Here is a 17,617-nt window from a genome sequence, read left to right as displayed (position 1 = left end):
AGAACACTGGGGGAAAATGGAGGTGTATATGGGCTGTAGTAAATTTAAAAAAACTAAAACTTTTTTAGGTTTAATCCTCTTATTAAGTTTAATTTTGATAATATCATCAAATCAAATTCAAATTAAAGCAAAAAATTCTCAGGATTTTAATCTCAAAGCTAAAGGCTATTGTGGTTTCAATTATCTTGAATGGGAACCTGTACCAGGTGCCGATCGTTATTGGATTTATAGAGGAATAGGTGAAGGAAAACAAGAAAGCATGCCCTTAACAGATTTTCCAGTTGCAGAAACCTATTACAAAGATTCAAAGAATGTTATTCAAGGAACAAAATATTGTTATATTGTAAAAGCAGTTGACAAGAATGCAAAAGAATTTGCTAAATCAAATGAAGCATGTGCAATTCCTACATGTTCAACAGAAACAAAAGAGGAAGAGTGTAGATTAGTTCTTCAATTTCAAATAGGTAATACATTTTATTGGGTTAATGGTGCTAAAAAAGGACCTATGCTTACAGCACCAGTATTAAGATGGGATAGAACATTTTTAATCATAAGGCATGTAGTTGAGGAAGTTGGAGGAACAATAAGTTGGGATGGAACAACTCAAACAGTAACAATTTTAACAAAAGAAGGTAAAAAAATTGAGTTTCAAATTGGAAATAGAATGTATAGGGTTAATGGTGTTTCTAAACAAATTGATCCATATAACCCAAATGTTGTTCCGTTTATTCTTAATGGTAGAACTTTAATTCCTTTAAGAGTTACAGGAAATGAACTAAATGCAAAAGAGGTAAATTGGTATGGTGATAAACAGATTGCTGAACTTGTGTTTATTGTTCCATGTCCTGAAAAACCAAAGGCAAAAATAGATGTTTTACTTCCAGAAAATTGTGTTAATGGAACTTACATAGAGATATATGATCCTAAAGGGAACCCAATAACATTAATGAGAGAACATAAAGGAGGTTTATACACAACAGATTGCACACTTTTATGTCCTGGAACATATATTGTTAAACCAGTAAATCCAAATTGTAAGTTTTATCCTGAAACACAACAAGTTGTATTTAATGAAAAAGAGTGCTGTCCTCAATCTAAAAGAGTAGAATTCAAATGTGAATGTATCTTTGTGAAATATGGAAGAATAATAGTTAAAATGCCCCCAGAATGTACAAAAGAAACTAAAGTAAACATATTTGATTCTTCTGGTAATATTGTTTGGAGTGGATCAGTTAATAATCAAGGTGTTTTTGATACTGATTGCAAATTAAATTGTCCTAGTGAATATAAAGTTGTACCCACAAATCCAAACTTTGTATTTAATCCTACTTCATATTCTGTAATTTTAAAAGATTGTTGTCCAGGAGTTCAAATAGTAGAATTTAATTGTGTACCTGTAACAAATTTCATTCAAAAATTATGCGGATGTATTCTTAGAATGACAACACAACCTGATTCAAATGGTAATTATCAAGTTTATGTTATACCAAATTGTCAACAAGCTCAAACAACCCCTTTAATAGTTATTTTGAATTTTCCAGCTTATTTACCAGATACAAATCTTGGTATTTCAATTTTAGATTATTATAATACTTTCCCACAACCTATACCTTCAGGTTTAGGTTGTATTTGGGTTGTTTATGAACCAACTACAGGTAAAGTTATAGAGTGGGCTGCTCAACCAGATAAAAAACCATGTTGTGGAGAAATTCAAGTTGGTGGAAGAATTATAGTTAAAATGGCTAAAGAATGTATAATTGGAACAAAAATTTTGATATATGATGAAACAGGTAATGTTGCATGGAGTGGAGAAGCAGGACCAGATGGAGTTTTTGATACCGGTTGTAAGTTAAAATGCCCTGGAATATACAAAATAGTTCCTGTTAATGAAAAATGTAAATTTGACCCAGTATCTCATGTTGTTAAATTAGATTGCTGTCCTAGTGAAACAGTAGTAGAGTTTAGATGTGAATGTGTTATTGAAAGTAAAGGAAGAATTGTTGTAATTTTCCCAAAAGAGTGTATTGAGGGAACAATAGTTCATGTATATGAAACACAAAATTATACAGAGGTTTTTACTGGAAAACCAGATGGTAATGGAGTTTTTGATACTGGTTGCACTTTAGCATGTCCAGGAATATATGTTATAAGACCTGAAAATAAAAATTGTTTATTTGATCCGAAAGAAATAAAAATAATAGTTGAAAAGTGTTGTCCTGAATATTATCAAGAAAGGTTTAGTTGTAAGTGTGATAAACCAATGGGAAGAATTAATGCAATATTTCCTAAAGATTGTATTGAAGGTACAATTGTACATATAATTGACTCTCAAAAAAATGTTGAAGTATTTACAGGAAAAGTTGATCCAAATGGTAATTTTGATACAGGTTGTGTATTAGATTGTCCTGGAATATATATAATTAAACCTGAAAATAAAAATTGCACATTTATCCCCTCTGAAACTAAAATTGAAATTAGAGAGTGTTGTCCTAAAATATATAGTTATCAGTTTGGTTGCAGATGTGAAAAACCAATGGGAAGAATTCAAGTAAAAATACCTAAAGAATGTATAAATGGAACTGTTCTTTATATTTATGATTCAGGAGGAAAGTTAGTTGGAAGTTATAATCCAAATTCAGAAGGTTGGTTTGATACAGGTTGCTCTCTTACATGTCCTGGCACATATACTCTAAAACCACAAAATCAAAATTGTAGATTTAGTCCTGAGACTATTAAAGTTGATCTCACAAAGTGTTGCCCTGATATACAATCTTATGAGTTTAAGTGTGAATGCACATATAAAGGGAGAATCGATGTAAAACTACCATTAAATTGTTTGCCTGCAAAAGTTGAAATTTATGATAGTAAAGGAAATCTACTTTATAGATTATCAGATTATAATGCAAATGGTGTATTTACAACTGGTTGTAATCTGCCTTGTCCTGGGACATATACAATTAAACCAGTTGGTGGTTTTGGTTGCACATTTAGACCAGAAACAAAAACAATTAATTTAGTTCAATGTTGTCCTGTTGGATATGGTTATGTAGAATTTGAATGTTCATGCATACAAATGGGAAGAATTGTAGTTACAATTACTGGTAATTGTCCAGATACAAAAGTAGAAATATATAACATGAACAATGTAAAATTAGCTACTTTAACAAGACCTGCTGGTCAACCGAATTTTGATTCATATTGTACAATACCTTGTAATCAAACAGTAAGAGTTGTTCCAGTTAATCCAAAATGCAAATTCGATGCAACTTATAAAGATGTGTATGTAAAATGTTGCCCAGATATAACTAATGTCGAGTTTAGGTGTTCTTGTTCAATAACCAATACAAATCAAAATAATATTCTTCTTTTCTTTAAGAATATATTGTTTTCAATTTTAAGAATCTTCTATTGAGAAACTAAATTTAAAAGGGGGCATTATTTTGCCCCCTTTTATTTAAATTAAATAAACTTTTAAATTCCTTTTGAACATAAATCTTTATAAAGAAATGCGCTTTCTCTTGGTTTTCTTTCAAGTGTATTAAAATCTACTTCAAAAAGACCAAATCTCATTGAATAACCTTCAATCCACTCAAAATTATCCATCAAAGACCAGTAAGTATAACCAAATACTTCGACTCCTTCATTTATTGCTTTCTTTAAACTTTCAATTGCTTTAATAAGAAAATCTTTTCTTAATTTATCTTCTCTATCTGCAATTCCATGTTCAGTGATTAAAATTTTCTTATTATATTTTTTTAAATTAATTAATATTTCATAAATTCCCTCTGGATAATATTCATAACCAAAATCTGTTAAAATTACTCCTTTTCTTTTTTTCTCAGAGAAAATTTTAAATGGATGAAATTTTACAAACGCTCTTGTGTAAAAATTGACTCCAATAAAATCTAGTGAATTTTTTAAATCAGAAATTGTTTCATCATTACCAAATGGTTTTTTTATAACCCCTTCTATTAGTGAATCTAAAATTTTGTAATTATATAGATCATTAATATAATTCGCAACAATTTTATCTGCAAAAAAGTTAGATGCAGGATAGAAAAGTTCCATATTGTGTGCAATTGAAATCTGAGAAGAAGTATCTTCTTCTTTTATTATTTTATATGCTTCCATGTGAGATAGAATTAAATTTTTTGCAACTTTAAGTCCGGTTCTGAAATTTTTTATTCCAGGAGGCCACCATCCAAAAATATATCCTAAAACTGCTAAAACTAATGGTTCATTAATAGTTATCCAATATTTTACATAACTTTTAAAATATGGAACTACTTTTTTAACAAATCTCGCAAAAATTTTGGGTGATTCATCGTTTAAAAAACCACCCTTATTATAAAACCAAATTGGAATAGTAAAATGGTGAAGAGTTAAAATGGGTTCAATTTCTAATTTTTTTAATTCCTCAAGCATATCAATATAGTGTTCGATTTCCTTTTCATCAAATTTTCCTTCTTCTTTTTCAATTCTTGACCATTCAATTGAAAATCTATAAGAGTTATTGTTTAAAAATTTGATTAATTTAAAATCATCTTTATAAAGATGATAATGATCGCACGAAGGATGAGAAGAATCTTGAGTTTTTATCTTTCCCATCTTCTCCCATAACCACCAATCATTGTTAAAATTTCCACCTTCAACTTGATGACTTGATGTTGCAGTTCCCCATAAAAATTTATTCATATCTCATTCCTCCATTAATGTAATATTTATCTTTTTAAAAATTTCTTCAACTTCATCTTTATTAACTTTACCACCTTCATAAAAAGAGAGATTACTTATTGATGCTGATGTGCCAAACTTTAATGCATCAAATATATTCATACCCTCATCAACTCCATAAACAAATCCACCCATAAAAGCATCACCTGCACCTACTGAATTAACAACTTTAACTTCATAATCTGATCTTATTCTATATAAGACTCCTTTATACAAAAAAATTGAACCCTCTTTGCCTAAAGTTATAACTGGTAAAAAAATATTATAATTTTTAAATGTGTTTATAAAAATTTCTTTATTAACTGTATTAACTTGAAATGTTTTTTTAAATTCGTTTTCATTTATTTTTAAAAAGAAAATTTCAAACTTTTCTAGAATTTTTATTAATATATCTCCATGCATATCTATAAAAATTTTTCTATTTTTAAAAGTTTCAAGAATTTTAAAAATGTGTTTTTCATTTACTCCTTGAGGTATACTTCCAGAAATAATTATATATTGATAACTTTCTTCTCTTTTTTGAATAATTTCTATTAACTCTTCCACTTTTTCATCGCTAATTTTAGGTCCTATTTCGTATATTTCAGTAACTCTTCCGCACTTTTCAACTAATATGTTACAAATTCTATTTTCGTTTTCAATTTCAACTAAAAGACTATAAATACCCTCTTTTTTTAAACCTTCTTTTATGAAATTACCATTATACCCTCCGACAAAACCTGCAACTGTTGAAATTTTATTTAAAGACCTTAAGCATCTCGCAACATTAACTCCTTTTCCACCTGGAAGCGAAGATAAAACCTTAACCCTATTTTCTTCAAAAGGTTTAAATTCATCAATATATAAAACTTTATCAATTGCAAGATTAAAAGTTATTATTAAAATCATATAATAAAAATCCTTGACTCATGTGGGTATATTAAATTATCATCTCTCTTTTTAATTAATTCATCTTTTCCTTTTTCCACTTTTTTAACTTTATCTGATAAATTTACAAATAATGAAAAATTAAAATTTTCTCCTTTAAAACTATACTTATAAAGTTCATCTTCAAAATAAAAATCATAAATAAAATAACTCCCTATTTCTCTTAATTTTTCTATTAGAATAAAATCATCACTATTTAAGTTATAAATAGGATCTGAAAAGAAAATAAAGTTTGAGAGTAAATAATTAACTAAAATTATAGTCTCTTTTTCAAAATCATTTAATTTTTTTGGTTTTAAAAAAATAACATCTGGATCAAAAAGAAATTTTTGAGGAGAAAAAATATTTCTTAAAAGTGTATTTCTTAGTGAGTTATACGCTTCAACTCTTCCTTCAAAACCTAATAATCTTAATAAAGAGTTTTTCCAACCATCCATTGTATCAGGACCAATTCTTAAAATATCAAAAACTCCCTCTTTTAGTATATAAGGTGCACCACATCCAAGAATAATTGAATCTTTTAAAACCTCTCTTATATCTTTCATAAAATTAATAAATTTTTCATATCTTGAAATTTTTGTTTCTCCTTTTATAAATCCTGCGTAAAGAAAATCGAGTTTAAAAAGTCTAAAACCAATTTCTCTTAAATTATGAAGAATATTCAATATTTTATCTTTTACTTCCTCATTTTCAATATTAAGTGGGTAAAAGTATCCACTCCATAAAGGGTTATATCCACAAGGAAAAATCTCACCTCTTTTATTTTTTAAAAGTAAATCTTTTCTCCTTTTAAAAATTGAAGAATTTTTTTCAACAATAAAAGGTGCAAGCCAAATACCAGGTAAAATATTTTTTTCAATTAATTTATGTGAGATTTCTTCAAGTGAACCTTTAAATTTTTCATTTTCTTTCCAATCACCAATGCTTTCTTGCCAACCATCGTCAATTTGAAAATAATTAATTTTAAAAGGAATTCTATCAATAGCTTCAATATTTTTAAAAATTTCGTCTTTATTTATATTTCTATAGTAATAATACCAAGAGGTCCATCCATAAATTTTTTTATTAAAATTCTGTTCAAAAATTGGCTTCTTTACTTCAAAGATTTTTATTTTTAATATTATAGGTTCTTTTAATAGTTTATCAATTTCAAAAGTAACTTTTAATTTATCTTTATATAAAACAAAATATACAAAGAAATCTGAATTATCATTAATTAAATATAAGTAATTGTAATCTCCTTTTAGAACTATAAAGTTAAAACTATAATTAGGTGATAAATTTTCAGGATCAAGATAGTGGTATTTTAAAATTTTAAGAATCGGAGTTTTCTCTTTAATTTCATTTTTAAAAAAATAAGATGGAGACCAAGATTGAAATCCATTTCTAAAAATAAGAAAATTTTTAGGTTTTTTTAAAGAATATATTAAAGATAAATTTTTGATATAAATATTTTCTTTTGGATGAAAAATTATTTCTGTTGGGGAATTTATTTTAAATTCAAATAGTTCTTTTTTTAAAGATTCAAAATTTTTTTCACTTTCTATTTCAATATTTTCAAAAGAAACTTCAAATTCATTCATTTTTTATCATTTCTTCTCTTACAGATTCCATTTTTCTTCTAACTTTTTCAACATCATTGTGGATAAAAATTGCAACAACAAAGAAAAGTAAGCCACATGGAATCCAAAACAATGCAGATACTTTCATTGCAGTATCAAGAGAAGATATTGATGATATTAATCCACCAACAAATGGTCCAAAACCTGCTCCTATTGAATCTGTTAAATTAAATATTGATGAAATTGCACCTCTGTGTTCTGGAACATTTACATTCATAAGCATTGCTTTAACATTGGGTCCTGCAAATGAAATAAAGAATGCTCCAAGAAACCCAAATATACTTGGAGGCAAAACATCAATAAATGTTGGATTTGCTTTTCCAGGCCAGAAAAGTGTAATTAAAACAGGTATAACTCCAATTAATTGAGAAAGACCACATAAAATTGGAAGATAAGCTCTTTTCTTAAGATAAAGTTTATTTCCAATATATCCACCAAAAAACTTTCCAACAATTGTTCCTAAACCTAATATGATTAAAAGAACAGTGCCAAGTTGGATTGGATAATTTTTATGTCTATAATAAAAAGTTATTAAATAAAATGGAATTATTCCCCAAGCAACAGTTCCTGGAATACCTTGAATAAAAAGCCAAACATTAGTTGGAATTTTAATTAAACTAATATAATCTTTTAGAGTAAGAGTTCCTTTATATTTTTTACCACCAAGAACTAAATCTTTTATTTCTTGCTCACCTGCTCCTCTTTCTGGTTCTCTTCCAAAAATTATCATACCTAAAGCAAAAAAGAAATTTGGAAAGGAAACAAGAATAAAAGGTAATCTCCAACCATAAACTGGTGCAACAAAACCTGCAGCAACCATACCAATAATTACTCCAATTGCTGTTATTGCATCATACCATGCTTGTGCACGAGGTCTTTCTTTTTCTGTAAAAAGGTCTCCAACAAGAGAAAAAGCAATAGGAACAGTTCCTCCTATTCCAATTCCAGTTAAAACTCTTAAAATAAGTAATTCAGTATAATTTCTTGCAAATGCAGTAAGAAAACATGGAATTTCTCCAAGGAGAATTGCAATAACGAGTAAAGTTTTTCTTGAAAATTTATCGGTAAGATAACCCCAGAGAAGAGTTATTACTGCAGCAACAAGTGTAAAAGCAGAACCAACAATTCCAATTTCTCTATCTCCTATACGAAATTCCTTTTCTATAAATTCTATACTTGGAGACATAACATTTTGATCTGCATAAAGTATAATTCCTGTTAAAAGAAGTAAAACAAAAAGAGCAAGAACTCCCCTTTTAAATGAATAAACTTCTTCTAAACCAATTTTCTCAAAAAACCTCAATTTAAATTACCTCCTTTCAATTATAATTTTTTTCGTTAATGGACTAAAAATTAGTTTATTTTTATCTTTTCTTTTAAAATCTCCTTCAATTACTCTTTCAACTTCAAATGGTAGAATAATAATTAAATTTTCTAATTCATTGCTAAGATTTGTTAAAATATCCAATTCAATTATTTTCTCTTTAATTTTTGCATTGAATGATAGTTTTCCAAAATGAGTTGGTCCATCTATAAATGATATATAATTTCCATCTTCAAACCAATCTGAAAATGCACCAGAGAAAATTATTAAGTCATTCCCTTTTTCATAAACTAAGGAGTTTCTAATAAAATGTAATATTTCTGCAACAAGCCATCCATGATGTCCATCTCCTTCACATCCTCCAAGTGTTTTTGGATTTATTGCTTCAGGTCCTGTAAAAGTGGGTTTTAAAAGTTTAATCACGCTTTTAAAAAGTTCTTTTGCTTCATCATATTCATCAAGAAAAAGAAGAGAATTTGCAATTTCAAGAGTAAGATATAAGTTTATTCCAGAATGAGTTATGTTTTGATAGAAACACCCTCTTTCAAAAAATCTTTGTTTTAAAATTTCATATGTGTTTAAAATTTCTTCTTTTGTTAATAAATCTAATCTTAAAGGAAAGATAGATGTAAAAGTTCCTATCATTGAAGCATCAATATTTCTTCCATAAGCGCCCAAAACAATTTTTTTATTTAATCTTTTCTGATCATCATCAATAGCATCTCTTACACTTTTTTTGAAATCATTATAAAAAGATAGGAAAAGTTCCTCATTTTCTTTTAAATTAACTTCTTTTGATGCATAAGATGCATCAAAAATTCCTCTTAAACCAAAATAGTCATCGTAATAATAAAAATCATTTGGACCAAAATGTTCTGCTGAAAATCCAGGAGGAAGAAGACCTATACTTTCTTTATAACTCTTCCTTTTTTTCTCAATCCAAACTGCACCCTTATAAATTGAGTTATAAATTTCTTTTAAAAATTCTTTATCTTTTGATAATCTGTAATATTCAACAAGAGTAAAAATTGCCTGACCATTTGAATCCCACTCTCCATTTTGTGATAAGAAATAACCGTTTCTTTTTTGTTTTTTGGGAAATTCTTTTAAAATTTTTTTACTTCTTTCAAAATCCCCAATTTTTGATAGTGCTGAAATCATATAAGCACTATCTCTAAACCAAAATCTTTTATAAGTTAATGGTCCTGGAGTAATTATTGAATCTGATATAAGAGTTTTTAGAAAAATTTTGTTTGCATTAAAAATCTCATTTATTTTTTCATCAGGTGTTGAAATTTTAAGTTCATTCTCTTTTTCTTTTTCATAAAATTTTTTATTAAAATTAAGTGCTTCATAAAAATTGTTTACCTTATAAAAATCCTCTTGAGGTAAAAATATCTCTAACTCTTTTTCTTCATTTTCTTTTATATCAAGTTCATAATAAATTCCGCCAGTTATCATTCCATATTTAGAATTTAATTTTTCTTTGTCTAAAACTTTATTATCTAAGATATCACTTTCTTCATCAAAAAGAATTTTTTTATAATTTTCTGTAATAGGAATTATAAATATTTTATCATTTACATAAAGTTTCTCATTTTTAAATTCAAGTTTTTTTATAGGAATAAATGATTCTGGGTTAAAAGGTCTCGCAAGAAAATAAATTTTATAATTTGTGCTCTCTTTTGATCTAATAAAAAATTTTATATAAATTCCAAAATCTCTAACACTTGAAAATGCCTGAAGATTATATTCAAATTTTTCACTTCTTCCAGATGTTGTAATTAATGAAGTTTCAGTATCAAATTTTTGCTTTATCTTTTCTCTTGAAGGAAAAAAGAAATTGCCACTTTTTTCAATAAATATATCTAATGATGGAAAATTTTGTCTCGGAGATATAAGACCTTTTTCATCAATTACTCCTTTTTCACTACTTTCTGGAAATCCAAGTGTTGTCCAATTTCTATGAGTTGTATTTATAGCAAAAATATTTGCTCCTCTTGCCACAAAAGAGGTACTTTTAGGATTTAATTGCTCTTCAATCCAAAAGGGATAAACCCAATTTGAATTTATTTCAAAAACTCTACTTGTTAAAAGACCTTTTGCTAAAATCTCTAAGTTAAGGGGAAGGAGTTCATTTGGAAATGTAACTTCACTTTTTCTCCCCATAGAGATTAAAGAGTCAATGTAAGGCTCTAAATTTTTTAATTTTAAAATTTTTAAAATTTTCTTTAAAAACACATTCATATATCTTCTCCTCTCAATTTTTTTAAACTATAAATAGCCGCACCAATACTTGTTGCATCTTCTTTTAGATAAGATTTTATTATTTTACAATTACTAAAAGGAATTTTTAAAGAATAAATTTGTGAAATGTTTATTATATCATCAAAAAAATAACCTAATCCAAAAGTTAATCCACCACCAAAAATTATTTTTTCTGGATTTAATATATTTATTAAATATGATGTTATTAAACCAATATAAAATGTGGCATTTTTTACAGCTTCAACACAAAGAGAATCTCCTTCAAAAGCAAGGTCAATTATTAATGGTGTATCAATTTTTTCTAAGTCTCCATTAATTTTCTCTATAATTTTAGATTTTCTCCCCATTTTTAAACCATATAAAACATAATCTTTAATTGCCCCACCAGAGGATAGTTTTTCAAAACAACCTTTCTTTCCACATCCACATAAAATTCCCTCTTTATCAACAGTTAAATGTCCTATCTCACCGGCAAGATTGTTGATTCCTCTTAAAATTTTATTCTTATAAACAATTGCACCACCAATTCCAGTTCCCAATGTTATAAAAATAAAAAATTCAGAATTTTTTCCTTCACCGAAAAATAACTCACCCACTGCTCCCATTTTAACATCATTATCAATAAAAACTGGATAAACTAAGTGTCTTTCAAGAGTTTCTTTAAGTGGATAATCAACTAAAAAATTAATATTAGGTGATTTTCTTACAATACCTTTTTCATAATCAATAAAACCAGCACATCCAACACCTATCGATTTTATTTGATAACCATCTATTAAAGTTAGAAAAATCTTTTTTAGTTCATTTATTATTCTTTCTCCTTCATTAGTATTTCCTGTTCTTAAAAAACCTTTTTTTATAATTTTTCCATCTTCGTCAATTAAAACCATTAAAATTTTAGTTCCACCAATGTCAATTCCAACTGCGTAATCTTTCATTTTTTCATTAACTCCTTTAGATACTCAATTATCTTTACATCTTTTGGATCAAAACCTCTCTTTTTTGCATATTCAACTGATAATAAATCGAGTTTATAAATAATTGAAAACATTCTTGATAATTTATATTGTGAATTTTCTGGATAAATTTCAAAATAGTCAAAACCATAACTTTTAAGAACTTCTTTTGTTATTTCAAATCTTTTATTTATTTTTTCATTTTCATAATAATCTCTTATAAAAATTATAAAAACCTTTTGAGATAAAGATTTGTCCATAAATCCAACTATCTCATCATGATGAAGAGATGGTATAACATTTGAATGTGATAGAGTTTTTCCATTTTCATTAAATTGTCTTCTTAATCTTTCAGCAATAGAATCTGAAAATAGATAACTACCATAAATAAAAGGTATTTTACCTTCTAATTCATTTATTATTTTTTTTATCTCATCGTAAAAACATTCTTTTATTTTTCTTAATGTTTGTATTGTATCTAAAATCTCAATATTTAAATCTAATTTGAGATAGAAAGATAAAATTTTTAAAATTGTAAAAAATATAATGTGGAGAGCATGTCTTGCCTCATATCCATCTTTTAATTTAATTAAAGACAAGGAGTTTTCTCTTGCAAATTTTTCTAATCGTCCTCCTTTAGTTAAAATAAAAATATTTTTTGTATTTTTATATGCTTCAATTGTTGATGAAATTGTTTCTTCTGTTTCACCTGAATATGATACAGAAAAAACAAGAGTATCCTCATTTACAAATAGAGGAATTTCATAACCCTGATGAATAAAAATTGGGTATATAGATTTATCAAAAAGGTAAGTTAATAATAAATCAAATGCTGCTCTTGATCCTCCTCCTGTTCCGAGAAATAAAATATTTTTAAATTTTATCTCCTTAAATTTAAAATCAATAAAGTAATTTAAAATTTCTTCAATATCTTCTGGAACTCTTTTAATTTCTTCTATTATATATTCGTAATTAGACATAAAACTCTCCTAAATATTTATTGAATCAACATTTGTATGTACATGCAAAGGAGTAAAAACCTTAAAAGCTTCTGCAAAATTAACACCAATTCTTTTTCCGTATTCTCCATTTTTAAACTTTAAATATATTTCCATTTTCATATAATTTTCATCATTAAATTGACTTTTATGTTCTTTTATTGCTTTAAGTTTATACTCAAATGTTTGAGTTATATCAACAAATTTATTTGGGTATGGAGTTATATAATATGAAATTAAATTAACATAATGTGGAGCATAATCTTTCATAATTAAAGGCATAGGTGAAAAGAAAAAGGCTTCACTTACTGCATCTCCTACAATTTTGTGGTCTGGATGAACTTCATATGGAAGATTTGGATCTGGCGAGAAAATAACTTCAGGTTTTAATTCTCTTATTATTTTTAAAAACTCCTTAACAAGAACTCCTTTTTCTGGAAGTTCATAATCTGGATAATCAAGAAAAATCATATTTTTAATACCCAAAATTTCATTTGCCCTTAATCTTTCTTCTTTTCTTAACATTTTTAAATCTTTTTCTGTAATAGAGATGTCAAATGTTCCTTTATCTCCATTAGTAACTGTAATCAAAATTACATTTTTTTCTAAATCTGTTAATCTTTTAACTACACCACCCATAAAAATATCAACATCATCAGGATGAGGCTCAAATATCAAAAAGTTATTAAAATCAAAAAAATCTGGAATTGGAAATAAATCATTTACATTCATTTTAATTCACCTCACTACTTTGTTTAATAAAATATTTACTTATTAACAAAAATTTTATAATTTAAATTTGCTTAGGTCAAGTAAAATTGTTAAGAGTTATAATTTAATTATGAAAAACAAAGAAGTTGCCCAAAAATTATATGAACTTGCAGAATATCTTGAAATTTTAGGTGAAATGCGATTTAAAATCAATGCATACATTGAAGCAGCAAGAAAAATAGAGAATCTTCCAATTCCAATTGAAGATCTTGCAAAAGAGGGAAAATTAACTGAAATTAAAGGAATTGGTGAGGGAATTGCTAAAAAAATAGTGCAATATCTTGAAACTGGAAAAATTGATAAATTAGAGGAAGCAAAACAAAAAATTCCTCCAACTCTTTTAGAACTTCTTGAAATTCCAGGAATTGGACCAAGAGGTGCATACACTCTTTATACAAAACTTGGAATAAAATCAATTGAAGATTTAAAGAAGGCAGTAGAAGAAAAAAAGATAAGAGAAATTGAAGGTTTTGGACCTAAAAAAGAAGAGAACATAATGAAAGCACTTATGGATAGGAAAAAGAAAGAAACTAGAAGAATATTATTAGGAATTGCATATCCTCTTTCACAATATGTTGTTGAAAATTTAAAAAGCAAAGCACCTATAGATAAAGTCGAAGTTTGTGGAAGTATAAGAAGAATGAAGGAAACCATTGGTGATATTGATATTCTTGTTACAAGTAAAAATCCAGAAAAAGTAATGGATATTTTTACATCTTTAGATATTGTAAAAGAGGTTTTAGCTAAAGGAGATACAAAATCAACAATTTTAACAAATGAAGATATACAAATAGATGTTAGAGTTGTTGAACCTATTTCATTTGGAGCAGCAGTTCAATATTTTACAGGTTCAAAACAACATAATGTAAAAATAAGAGAACTTGCTATAAAAAAAGGTTTTAAAGTAAATGAATATGGTGTATTTGATGCTCAAACTGACAAAAGAATATGTGGAGAAACAGAAGAAGAGGTTTATAACATTCTTGATCTTCCACTCATTCCACCAGAGATGAGAGAAGATAGAGGAGAAATTGAACTTGCGCTTGATGGTAAACTTCCTAAAATAATAGAACTAAAAGATATTAGAGGTGATACACATGTGCATACTAAATATTCCGATGGTGAAAATACTATTTTTGAGATTGTTAATAAATGCATGGAACTAGGTTATGAATATGTTGTAATAGCAGATCATGCACAAGCACTTGGAGTTGCTGGCGGACTTTCAATAGAGGATTATAAAAAACAGAAAAAGGAGATAGATGAAATCAACAATAAATTAGCCGGAAAATTTAGAATATTTTTTGGTTGTGAATTAAATATTTTATCTGATGGAAATGTTGACTTCAAAGAAGAAGATCTTGAGATTTTTGATCTTTGTCTTGCTGGAATACATACAGGATTTAATCAGGATAAGAAAAAAATAACAGAAAGGATTCTTAAAGCAATGAGAATTAAAAAGATAAAAATAATAACACATCCGACTGGTAGATTACTTGGTTCAAGAGATGAGTATGAGGTTGATCTTGAGGAAATATTCAAAGAAGCAAAGAATAGTGGAAAAATTTTAGAAATAAACTCAACTCCTGAAAGATTAGATTTGAATGATATAAACGTTATGCATGGTAAAGATGTATATGGATTAAAATTTACAATTGGAACAGATGCTCATTCTCTATATGGATTATATGATATGAAATATGGAGTAGGTGTTGCAAGAAGAGGTTGGCTTACAAAAGAAGATATCATTAACACCTTACCTTTGAAAGATTTTGAAAAATTTATAAAAATTTAATTAATCTCTTTGAGCAATAAATGAAGATAAAAATATAAAAAGCATACCAATATAATTTATTAGAGAATAAATTGTACCAATTAATAAGAATTCTAAAATATTTGCAAAAATTGGTTCTGTTGCAAAAATAAATGCTGTTTTTATTGTATTTTTTTTATTTTGATATTTAATCTGAATATAGAATGGAATTAAGGTTGCAAAAATTGCAACAATTACAGCACCAGATAAAGAATTTAAAGGAATAGGTAAAATAGTTCTTTTAGTAATTAGAATTGAAATTGAAGAGAGAATAAAAACTGTCCATATTTGAGAAAAAAGAAATGGCAAACTCTCATCATTAAGAGAAAAATATCCAATAGTTGAAATATGTAATGCCCAAAAAATCGCACAAATTAAAGTTAAAAAATCACCTAAATTAATTGAATTTAGTTCTCCACCAAAAAGTAGATAAAGACCAACTATAACTACAATAATTGCAATATATGTTCTTAAAATTATCTTTCTCTTTGTTAAAAGAAAATTGAAAAATGGTGTTATTGGTATTGATATAGAGGTAATGAAAGCACTATTTGTTGGAGTTGTAAATCTTAATCCTATTGTTTGAAAGATGTATGCTGAAAAAAGAAATAAACCTGCTATTACACCTTTAATAAAAATTTCTTTATTTATTTTAAATTTAAATATATAAATCAAAAAAATCATAAAAATTAGAGTAACTGTAAATCTAATAAATACAAATGAAAATGGGTCGTAATTTTGAACACCGTTTTTAACAATTACAAATGTCCATCCCCATAAGAATGGTGGCAAAAAAAGAATTAGATCTTCTTTTCTCATAATGATTTATTATAACAAAATTGTGATATTCTGAAATATATGTTCGAATTTAACATTTTAAAATTTTTTGAAAATATAAGAACCCCTTTTTTGAATAAAATTTTTATATTTATTACAGATCTTGGAAGTTTTGAATTTTATCTATTAACAATCTCCTTTATTTTTTTCATTTTCAATAATAGAATATCATTAAAAATTGTTTTTTTACTATTCATATCTTTTTCTATAAATACAATAATTAAAAATATATTAAAACTTCCAAGACCAAGTGCTGAAATCTTTAATCCAATTTATGAAAAATCAATAGGAAAAGAGGAATTTGGATTTCCAAGTGGACACTCTCAAAATTCAGTTGTTTTTTGGTTTTCACTTTTTAAAATTTTTAAAAAGAAAATATTACTTATTTTATCAATTTTAATGGTATCACTTATTTCAATTTCAAGATTATATTTATCGCTTCACTTTGTGTTGGATATTATTGGAGGTATAACAATTGGTTTTATAGTTTTATTTTTATTTTTTGATTTTGTAGATAATTTAATTAAAAAGTTTCTAAAAGATAAATTTAGTTATTTTATTCCAATTTTATTATTTATTTTTTCATTTTTAATAAAAGAATATTCTAACCTTTTGTCTCCTTTTTCAGGTCTTCTTTTAGGGACTTTATTTTATAGAGAACAAGAAGATAAAAATTTAAATATTAAAAATATTTTTTTAAGAGAGTTAATTGGATTAACTACTCTGTTAATTTTAATTTATATATCAAGTTTTATTTATAATATTTTGTTTTTGTATATTCTTTATCTTATTTTGGGTTTATGGGTTTCATATATATCAAAAATAGTTTTCCAGAAAATCAAAATTTAATTTTTAAAGCGATAAGTATCCTTATGTAATTTTATTTCAATAAGCCAGGGAAAAATATTTTCTTTCCTTTATTGTTTTTTATTTCATCCCATTCACTCAAAATTTTTACTGCTTCATTTGCTACAAGAATTGCTCTCTCTTCTCCTACATATTGAAACTCATTTGTAATTCTGTTTGCAATAACAACACATACAGAACCTGCTCTCAATTTGTAAATAGAGGATAAAACAAATAAAGTGGAAGTTTCCATTTCAAAGTTAGTTACTCCAGCTATTTTCATATCATTAAAAATTTCTTTTGCAAAAGAAGGTATGTAATCATTTAAACCTGGCCTTCCTTGTCCAGTATAAAATGCATCAGTTGATGCTGCAATTCCAATATGATAAGGAAAATTTAATCTTTCCGCTGCTTCTATTAAAGCAAGAGTAACTTCAATAGAGGATACTGCAGGAAATTCACCTCTGACATATTGATGAGTTGTACTATTATAAATATATATCCTGTCTCTTATACACATC

The 17,617-nt window shown here is 26.6% G+C and carries 13 protein-coding genes; 3 read left to right on the top strand and 10 right to left on the bottom strand.

Features of this window, described 5'->3' with window-relative positions:
- The first annotated feature begins 28 nt into the window (after positions 1-28).
- Entirely contained in the window at positions 29-3,412 is a 3,384-nt protein-coding gene (locus N3D74_06025; protein MCX8095725.1) for a copper amine oxidase N-terminal domain-containing protein, read from the top strand.
- 59 nt (positions 3,413-3,471) lie between these two features.
- Here the strand turns inward: N3D74_06025 and N3D74_06020 are convergent, their stop codons facing one another.
- Genes N3D74_06020 through N3D74_05985 form a run of 8 tightly spaced genes read right to left on the bottom strand, consistent with a single transcriptional unit; the run spans position 3,472 to position 13,561 of the window.
- Entirely contained in the window at positions 3,472-4,695 is a 1,224-nt protein-coding gene (locus tag N3D74_06020; GenBank protein ID MCX8095724.1) for a family 1 glycosylhydrolase, read from the bottom strand.
- A 3-nt stretch (positions 4,696-4,698) separates the two neighbouring features.
- Positions 4,699-5,622, bottom strand: coding sequence for a PfkB family carbohydrate kinase (locus N3D74_06015; GenBank protein MCX8095723.1), 924 nt, complete (start codon positions 5,620-5,622; stop codon positions 4,699-4,701).
- The gene (locus tag N3D74_06010; protein MCX8095722.1) at positions 5,619-7,244 is read right to left on the bottom strand and encodes an alpha-galactosidase; all 1,626 of its coding nucleotides are present in this window, start codon (positions 7,242-7,244) and stop codon (positions 5,619-5,621) included. Before N3D74_06010 ends, N3D74_06015 begins: the two co-directional genes overlap by 4 nt.
- The gene (locus N3D74_06005) at positions 7,237-8,586 is read right to left on the bottom strand and encodes an MFS transporter (protein ID MCX8095721.1); all 1,350 of its coding nucleotides are present in this window, start codon (positions 8,584-8,586) and stop codon (positions 7,237-7,239) included. Before N3D74_06005 ends, N3D74_06010 begins: the two co-directional genes overlap by 8 nt.
- Positions 8,587-8,592: 6 nt before the next feature.
- Positions 8,593-10,854 carry a hypothetical protein gene (locus tag N3D74_06000; protein ID MCX8095720.1) on the bottom strand — a complete coding sequence of 754 codons (2,262 nt, stop codon included), beginning with the start codon at positions 10,852-10,854 and terminating at the stop codon, positions 8,593-8,595.
- A complete protein-coding gene (locus N3D74_05995; GenBank protein MCX8095719.1) occupies positions 10,851-11,813 on the bottom strand; it encodes an ROK family protein in 963 nt (320 codons plus the stop codon). Before N3D74_05995 ends, N3D74_06000 begins: the two co-directional genes overlap by 4 nt.
- On the bottom strand, positions 11,810-12,811 hold the full coding sequence (locus N3D74_05990; protein ID MCX8095718.1) for a hypothetical protein: 1,002 nt from the start codon (positions 12,809-12,811) through the stop codon (positions 11,810-11,812). The genes N3D74_05995 and N3D74_05990 overlap by 4 nt, the downstream gene beginning before the upstream one ends.
- Positions 12,812-12,820: 9 nt before the next feature.
- Entirely contained in the window at positions 12,821-13,561 is a 741-nt protein-coding gene (locus N3D74_05985) for a PIG-L family deacetylase (GenBank protein ID MCX8095717.1), read from the bottom strand.
- A gap of 109 nt (positions 13,562-13,670) precedes the next feature.
- Here N3D74_05985 and polX point away from each other — a divergent pair, with 109 nt between their 5' ends.
- Positions 13,671-15,395, top strand: a complete 1,725-nt coding sequence (gene polX, locus N3D74_05980) for a DNA polymerase/3'-5' exonuclease PolX (protein MCX8095716.1) — start codon at positions 13,671-13,673, stop codon at positions 15,393-15,395.
- On the opposite strand, the gene N3D74_05975 is transcribed toward polX, so the two are convergent.
- Positions 15,396-16,232, bottom strand: a complete 837-nt coding sequence (locus N3D74_05975) for a DMT family transporter (GenBank protein MCX8095715.1) — start codon at positions 16,230-16,232, stop codon at positions 15,396-15,398. It lies immediately after the preceding gene.
- A gap of 39 nt (positions 16,233-16,271) precedes the next feature.
- On the opposite strand from N3D74_05975, the gene N3D74_05970 reads away from it, so the two are divergent.
- Positions 16,272-17,099, top strand: a complete 828-nt coding sequence (locus tag N3D74_05970; GenBank protein MCX8095714.1) for a phosphatase PAP2 family protein — start codon at positions 16,272-16,274, stop codon at positions 17,097-17,099.
- A 31-nt stretch (positions 17,100-17,130) separates the two neighbouring features.
- Here the strand turns inward: N3D74_05970 and N3D74_05965 are convergent.
- On the bottom strand, positions 17,131-17,617 hold a 487-nt coding region (locus N3D74_05965), incomplete at its 5' end, for a uridine phosphorylase (GenBank protein MCX8095713.1).

This window comes from Caldisericia bacterium (genome assembly GCA_026414995.1).
Taxonomy (GTDB): Bacteria; Caldisericota; Caldisericia; order B22-G15; family B22-G15; genus JAAYUH01.
This window is presented reverse-complemented; position numbering and strand designations above follow the sequence as displayed.

Excerpts from the sequence above, each read along its gene's own strand:
- N3D74_06000 (MCX8095720.1), bottom strand. The coding sequence starts at position 10,854 with ATGAATGTGTTTTTAAAGAAAATTTTAAAAATTTTAAAATTAAAAAAT.
- N3D74_05975 (MCX8095715.1), bottom strand. The coding sequence starts at position 16,232 with ATGAGAAAAGAAGATCTAATTCTTTTTTTGCCACCATTCTTATGGGGA.
- N3D74_06015 (MCX8095723.1), bottom strand. The coding sequence starts at position 5,622 with ATGATTTTAATAATAACTTTTAATCTTGCAATTGATAAAGTTTTATAT.
- N3D74_06020 (MCX8095724.1), bottom strand. The coding sequence starts at position 4,695 with ATGAATAAATTTTTATGGGGAACTGCAACATCAAGTCATCAAGTTGAA.
- N3D74_05995 (MCX8095719.1), bottom strand. The coding sequence starts at position 11,813 with ATGAAAGATTACGCAGTTGGAATTGACATTGGTGGAACTAAAATTTTA.
- N3D74_06025 (MCX8095725.1), top strand. The coding sequence starts at position 29 with ATGGGCTGTAGTAAATTTAAAAAAACTAAAACTTTTTTAGGTTTAATC.
- N3D74_05990 (MCX8095718.1), bottom strand. The coding sequence starts at position 12,811 with ATGTCTAATTACGAATATATAATAGAAGAAATTAAAAGAGTTCCAGAA.
- N3D74_05985 (MCX8095717.1), bottom strand. The coding sequence starts at position 13,561 with ATGAATGTAAATGATTTATTTCCAATTCCAGATTTTTTTGATTTTAAT.
- polX (MCX8095716.1), top strand. The coding sequence starts at position 13,671 with ATGAAAAACAAAGAAGTTGCCCAAAAATTATATGAACTTGCAGAATAT.
- N3D74_05970 (MCX8095714.1), top strand. The coding sequence starts at position 16,272 with ATGTTCGAATTTAACATTTTAAAATTTTTTGAAAATATAAGAACCCCT.
- N3D74_06010 (MCX8095722.1), bottom strand. The coding sequence starts at position 7,244 with ATGAATGAATTTGAAGTTTCTTTTGAAAATATTGAAATAGAAAGTGAA.